At 52.6% G+C, this 6,917-nt stretch carries 6 protein-coding genes; 1 reads left to right on the top strand and 5 read right to left on the bottom strand.

Translation table 11 applies throughout. From position 1 onward, the window contains the following. Window positions 1-877: M48 family metalloprotease (locus ABYW01_RS10405; protein ID WP_372832549.1), on the top strand; the 877-nt coding region annotated here is incomplete at its 5' end. On the opposite strand, the gene ABYW01_RS10400 is transcribed toward ABYW01_RS10405, so the two are convergent. From ABYW01_RS10400 to ABYW01_RS10380, 5 genes are all read right to left on the bottom strand, one after another. Then, window positions 862-1,305, bottom strand: coding sequence for a PaaI family thioesterase (locus ABYW01_RS10400; protein ID WP_372832548.1), 444 nt, complete (start codon window positions 1,303-1,305; stop codon window positions 862-864). The two genes, ABYW01_RS10405 and ABYW01_RS10400, sit on opposite strands and share 16 nt — an antisense overlap. A gap of 357 nt (window positions 1,306-1,662) precedes the next feature. Continuing rightward, window positions 1,663-4,548, bottom strand: coding sequence for an aminomethyl-transferring glycine dehydrogenase (gene gcvP / locus ABYW01_RS10395; RefSeq protein WP_372832547.1), 2,886 nt, complete (start codon window positions 4,546-4,548; stop codon window positions 1,663-1,665). A gap of 188 nt (window positions 4,549-4,736) precedes the next feature. Then, window positions 4,737-5,129 (bottom strand): glycine cleavage system protein GcvH, encoded by a 393-nt coding sequence (gene gcvH / locus ABYW01_RS10390; protein WP_193953560.1) that lies wholly within the window; start codon window positions 5,127-5,129, stop codon window positions 4,737-4,739. 100 nt (window positions 5,130-5,229) lie between these two features. Further along, window positions 5,230-6,534: a serine hydroxymethyltransferase gene (glyA, locus tag ABYW01_RS10385; protein WP_372832546.1), complete on the bottom strand. Its 1,305-nt coding sequence runs from the start codon at window positions 6,532-6,534 to the stop codon at window positions 5,230-5,232. Window positions 6,535-6,623: 89 nt separating this feature from the next. Continuing rightward, the coding region (locus ABYW01_RS10380) for an L-serine ammonia-lyase, iron-sulfur-dependent, subunit alpha (RefSeq protein WP_372832544.1) at window positions 6,624-6,917 on the bottom strand (294 nt) is incomplete at its 5' end.

Below are 6,917 nucleotides of genomic sequence, written 5' to 3'. Positions count from 1 at the left end.
GGAGCATAGACTGAACAATCGCTTGCAAGATCTGTCATTTCCGCTTCTCGCCGCAGCCACTGATCAATGTGCAAACCGCACCACGTATAAGCTTGGTCTCCAACTGCATACAGCAGAAGACTACCCAGAGAATCAACAGGAAGCGGCACAGCAGGTATTTGATGAACTGGACGGCATCCGCGTAAAACACAGCGCTAAAGGAACCAGCGCCAGAGAACACCTCTTACGCGGTGATAAAATCATCCAGATTAATGGAGATAAAGTGCCGAATTCCACGGCGAATACAATCCGCCGCCTGAAGCAGCAACTGCTAAAAGGCCCGTCACTGGAATTAACAATTGAACGCAACGACCGCCTTCACTCAATAACGCTAACCGCAGTGGAGGTATGTGACTATCCGGTGCAACTCAGCCAGCAAGACGCGATCAACGCATTTGCAGACGGAAGCTCGATCATCGTCAACGCAGGTCTGATGCGATTTGCCCAGAAAGACTCCGAGCTGGCCCTAATCATCGCTCATGAGCTGGCGCACAACGTGGCTGACCACGGGATGGAAAAAATCAAAGGGGGCTTAATTGGCGGTCTATTCGATCTGGCGATCTCTTCAGGCGGTAGCATTGTCAGCCCGGCTATCGGGGTAGCATTAGGTGCAAACCTGCTGAGCCAATCTTACGAAGTCGAAGCAGATAAGCTGGCCATCAGACTGATGCACCAACTCGACTACCCTCTACAGCCTCTGCCGGAATTCTGGCGACGCATGGCAACGGTACACCCATCATCTATTCGCCACGGCCAGCAAGCGTCACACCCCACGACCGTAGAACGCTATCTGATCATGAAACAGGAAGTAGAACGCCTGACTCAGTCAGATGAATAGTTTTGATGACGCGCAACGCGAAAGCGAGATTCAAATTCAATCACTGCTTGCTGTTGATCGTCAAAGACCGTGGCATGGCCCACAAGATCACGTCCTTGCTGCGAAATAACATTCGCCTGAGCCGTCACCCGGCCCTGACGCACCGCACTTAGAAACCGGGTCTCCAATGCGATGGTGCCGAAGTGTGTCCCTTCCGGTAACACACTCTTTATCGCCATCGCGACAGCTGTATCAGCCAACGCCGTGAGTGCACCGCCGTGCATCAATCCAGCACCCTGAGCATATTCCTCAAAGAACGGCATCGTCAGTACAGCCTCGCCCTCATTGGCCCGTTCAATTTTCATGTTCAACAGACGCTCAAACGGCGCTTCGCTAATCCACTGAGGAAGCTGAATTTGATGTGGGCCGGTATGCTTAATTTCGTTCACGGAAGCTCCTGCTGACTGAGTCACATCTATAGATGGGTTGTTCAACTTACAGCAGACAATCAGAAGAAAGGTCCTCATAAAATGAGGACAGCGGAAAAAGCACAAAAAAATGGCGGTACTGGAAAGCACCGCCGAAAGGTCAATTGCTATACGGGCGTTTCTGTTCTCCCTTGCGGATCAAACCGCGGATAGGAAAACGAGGAAACAGGGGAAGTCGGATCAGTACTATCGATCCTGGCGCGCAATTCTCCCCCAGAAAAAAGGCCCCGAAAACGGGGCAAAAGGACCTGAGAGCCGGATTCCCTTAAGAGCCTATAGGGAACCCGTTCCAGACGGTGCTTGATGCGCTATATCTGATCAGTCTTCCTGGTACGTTTCGATACCCGGGCAAGAACAGATAAAGTTACGGTCGCCGTATACGTTGTCGATACGGTTTGCCGTAGGCCAGAACTTGTTCGCACGTGTATGTGCAGTTGGGAATACCGCTTCCTCACGGGAATATGCACGGTCCCAGCTCTCGCCAATCAGATCAGCCTGTGTGTGTGGTGCGTGGTGCAGAGGGTTGTTCTCTACCGTCCACTCACCGCTCTGTACACGACCGATCTCCGCTTTGATTTTCACCATGGCTTCGATAAAGCGATCCAACTCGGCTTTCGCTTCAGATTCAGTTGGCTCGATCATCAGCGTGCCTGCTACAGGGAACGACATCGTTGGCGCGTGGAAACCGTAATCCATCAGACGCTTAGCAATATCTTCCTCGGTCACACCGGATTCTTCTTTGATCGGACGGATGTCGACGATACATTCGTGTGCCACTTTATTGTTGCGACCACGGTACAGAATCGGGAAGTGCTCAGACAGCTGCTCGGTCAGGTAGTTGGCATTCAGAATTGCCACTTCAGTTGAGCGTTTCAGGCCATCTTTACCCAGCATACGGTTGTACATCCAGGTGATCGGCAGAATGGCTGCAGAACCGTACTGTGCAGCAGCAACTGCACCGTTGTTCGCATCCAGACCTTCAACCGGACTTACCTTATGGCTTGGCAAGAATGGAGCCAGGTGGCTCTTAACGCCGATAGGGCCCATGCCTGGACCACCGCCACCGTGTGGGATCGCGAAGGTTTTGTGCAGGTTCAGGTGAGATACATCGGAGCCAATCACACCTGGTTTGGAGATACCCACCTGCGCGTTCATGTTCGCGCCATCCATGTAAACCTGACCACCAAACTTGTGGATGATCTGGCAGATCTCAACGATGTCTTCTTCGTACACACCGTGAGTGGATGGGTAAGTGATCATCAACGCAGACAGGTTCTCTGCGTGCTCTTCCGCTTTCGCAGCCAGATCTGCAACGTCAACGTTACCGTTTTCGTCACATGCAGTAACGACGATCTTCATGTCCATCATTGCTGCGGATGCCGGGTTGGTACCGTGTGCAGAAGATGGGATCAGGCAGACGTTACGGTGACCTTCACCGATGGACTCCTGATACTTACGGATCGCCAGCAGACCTGCGTATTCACCGGATGCCCCGGAGTTAGGCTGCAGGGAGATCTTGTCGTAACCGGTGATCTCAACCAGCTGATCTTCCAGCTGATTCAGCATCGCGTGGTAACCCGTTACCTGATCGGCCGGTGCAAACGGGTGGATGTTTGCGAATTCAGGCCAGGTCACAGGGATCATCTGCGCTGTAGCGTTCAGCTTCATGGTGCAGGAACCCAGTGGGATCATGCCATGCACCAGAGAGTAATCTTTGTTTTCCAGCGCCTTCATGTAACGCAGCATTTCAGTCTCAGACTGGTAGCTGTTGAAGGTTGGGTGCGTCAGGATTGCATCTTCACGACGCTGTTCTGCACTGATACCTGTCGCTTCACCGGCAGTGATACGTGCATCGATCAGAGCAACGTCCAGACCGTGGTCATCACCCAGAATGACAGCGAACAACTCAGCAACATCAGCAGCAGTGGTAGTTTCATCGAAGCTTACTCCCAGCTTGCCGCCGTCAATCTGACGGAAGTTGCAGCCGGCATCCAGTGCACGCTGGTATACAGAAGCATCAGCAGCAAAGGTCAGCGTATCGAAGTAAGTATCGTTGGTTTCAACGCCTTTCTCTTTCAGACCGGACGCCAGAATAGCCGTCAGACGGTGTACGCGTTCCGCAATGCGCTTCAGACCTTCCGCACCGTGGTATACGGTGTAGAAGCTCGCCATGTTGGCCAGCAGCGCCTGCGCAGTACAGATGTTTGAGGTCGCTTTCTCACGACGGATGTGCTGTTCACGGGTCTGCATCGCCATACGCAATGCCTGATTACCGTTTACATCGATAGAAACACCGATGATACGACCCGGAACGGAGCGTTTCAGTTTCTCAGACGCGGCGAAGAATGCAGCGTGTGGACCACCGAAGCCCATTGGGACACCAAAGCGCTGAGAAGAACCCAGTACAATGTCAGCACCCAGCTCGCCAGGTGATTTCAGCAACACCAGAGACAGAATATCAGCAGCTACAGCCACCATCGCTTTCTGTTCTTTCGCTTTAGCAACCAGAGTTGCAACGTCAGTGATATCACCGTAAGTACCTGGGTACTGCAGCAACACACCGAATGCATCGTAGTCACCCAGCTTGTCAGCTGCGTCTACAACAATGTCGTAGCCGAAGTATTCCGCACGGGTTTTTACAACGTCGATCGTCTGTGGGTGTACATCGTCCGCAACGAAGAAGGTGTTGCACTTCTTACGGTTGGAACGTTTACACAGAGTCATCGCTTCTGCCGCAGCAGTCGCTTCGTCCAGCAGAGAGGCATTCGCCAGTTCCATGCCGGTCAGGTCCATCACCATCTGCTGGTAGTTCAGCAGTGCTTCCAGACGGCCCTGTGCGATTTCAGGCTGATAAGGAGTATAAGCAGTGTACCAGCCTGGATTTTCCAGCACGTTACGCAGGATTACATTCGGTACGTGGGTGTTGTGGTAACCCATGCCGATGTAGGACTTGTTTACCTTATTCTGGTTAGCCAGAGCTTTCAGTTCAGCCAGAGCTTCTACTTCACTGATACCCAGATCCATGTCCAGCGCATCATCCAAACGGATGGAATCCGGCACGGTCTGTTCAATCAGTTCCTGCAGGGTGCTGACACCCAGTGTTTCCAGCATGGCCTGCTGCTCTGCTGCATCCGGACCTACGTGACGACGTGTAAATTCGTTACGCTGTTCCAGTTCGCTCAGTGTGCGCTTTTCAACTGCCATCTTTATCAACCTGTTCTTATCCGGCCCGCTGCCAAAGCAGCCAGCCGTTGTTTATCTTAACAACCCGTCTGAAGCGGCATCGTGCTTCAGTAAATGGGGGGTGCGGGGTGGTCCTGCACAACCACCCCGCGTTTGCTTAAAGAGCTGATCGGGGGACTATCTAAACCGGACCCACCCGGCCAGAGCGATCAACTCTCTTCGGCAACCTTGGCTTCGTAGCCAGCAGCATCCAGCAGGTGGCTCAAGTCAGCGCCTTCAGCCAACTTGATTTTTGCAATCCAACCGCCTGTGAACGCTTCGTCGTTCACAGTTTCTGGTGCATCTTCCAGAGTTTCGTTTACTTCTACGATCTCACCAGAGACTGGGGAGTAGATGTCGGACGCGGCTTTTACAGACTCAACCAGAGAGAACTCTTCGCCCTGCTCTACTTCACGGCCAACTTCTGGCAGCTCAACGAATACCACATCACCCAGCAGTTCCTGTGCGTGATCAGAGATACCCACGGTTACAGTGCCGTCACCGTTGTCCAGAACCCACTCGTGAGATGGCGCGAATTTCAGATTAGCTGGTACATTGCTCATATTCTTGTCCTCAAACTTGTCACATCTAGTGAACAGACAGCGCGTTTAAATTCGGGAACGTCGCTGTCTGCTAACGATTATCTATGGATTAAATCTTGTATTAACGGTACAGCGGGAAGCGTGCACACAGGGCTTTAACCTGTTCGTGAACCTTCGCTTCCGCAGCGCTGTTATCTTCAGGATTAGCAGCCAGGCCATCCAGAACATCACCGATCAGGTTACCGATCAGGCGGAACTCTTCTTCACCGAAACCACGGCTAGTCCCTGCAGGCGTACCCAGACGTACACCGGAAGTAACCATTGGTTTCTCAGGATCGAACGGGATACCGTTCTTGTTGCAGGTAATGCCTGCACGTTCCAGAGACTCTTCAGTTGCGTTTCCTTTCAGGCCTTTCGGACGCAGGTCAACCAGCATCAGGTGTGTATCAGTACCACCGGTTACGATGTCACAGCCACGCTCAACCAGCGTTTCAGCCAGAACCGATGCGTTTTTTACAACCTGCTTGATGTAATCAGTAAACTGCGGCTGCAGAGCTTCACCGAAAGCAACCGCTTTAGAGGCGATCACGTGCATCAATGGACCACCCTGCAAACCCGGGAATACGGCAGAGTTGATCTTCTTGCCCAGATCCAGATCGTTGGACAGAACCATACCGCCACGTGGACCACGCAATGTTTTGTGCGTCGTCGTCGTCACGATGTGAGCGTGTGGCAGCGGGCTTGGGTGCTGACCTGTCGCGATCAAGCCAGCGATGTGTGCCATATCGACCATCAGGTATGCGCCGACTTTGTCAGCGATCTCGCGGAAACGAGCGAAGTCGATTTCACGAGGGATAGCAGAACCGCCTGCAATGATCAGTTTTGGCTGGCACTCAACAGCCTGTGCTTCAACAGCATCGTAATCGATACGCTGAGTGTCTTTATCTACGCCGTACTGTTCAGCGTTGAACCACTTACCAGACTGTGCTGGACGTGCACCGTGAGTCAGGTGACCACCTGCGTCCAGAGACATACCCAGAATAGTGTCGCCAGGCTGTAACAGCGCCATAAATACCGCACCGTTCGCCTGTGCACCGGAGTGAGGCTGTACGTTGACGTATTCACAGTTGAACAGCTGCTTAGCACGATCAATTGCCAGCGCTTCAACTTCATCAACATATTCACAACCACCGTAGTAACGACGGCCTACGTAACCTTCAGCGTATTTATTGGTCAGCTCAGTGCCCTGTGCCTGCATCACCGCTTTGGAAACGATGTTCTCAGAGGCAATCAGCTCAATGCCGTCTTCCTGTCGATGGAATTCACGCTCAACGGCAGCTTTGATTGCTGAATCAGCTTCTGCCAGGTCACAGGTAAAGAACTTTTCGCTCGCAGCGTCGTTTCTATACAGATCGCTCATGCTCATGGTTTTGATCTCTGTTTGTTATTTTGAAAGCATTCAGGGTGCGTATGAGGGTTCGATATTTAGAACGCCCAGACCACCCTGGGTTTACATCAGCAAGCCACGGCGTTAACAGCCAGCCCACCCGTTGAGGTTTCTTTGTATTTGTCCTGCATATCCAGACCCGTCTGACGCATAGTCTCGATGACAGAATCCAGGGATACGTGGTGTTCACCATCTCCGCGCAACGCAAGGCGTGCCGCGTTGATCGCTTTAACCGCACCCATGGTGTTACGTTCGATACACGGCACCTGAACCAGACCACCAATCGGATCACACGTCAGGCCCAGGTTGTGCTCCATACCGATTTCAGCCGCATTTTCCACCTGCTCGTTGGTGCCACCCAG

This window comes from Pontibacterium sp. (assembly GCF_041587635.1).
Classification (GTDB): domain Bacteria; phylum Pseudomonadota; class Gammaproteobacteria; order Pseudomonadales; family Balneatricaceae; genus Pontibacterium.
Note: the sequence above shows the minus strand (reverse complement) of the source record. Positions and strands in the feature narration are given on the sequence as shown.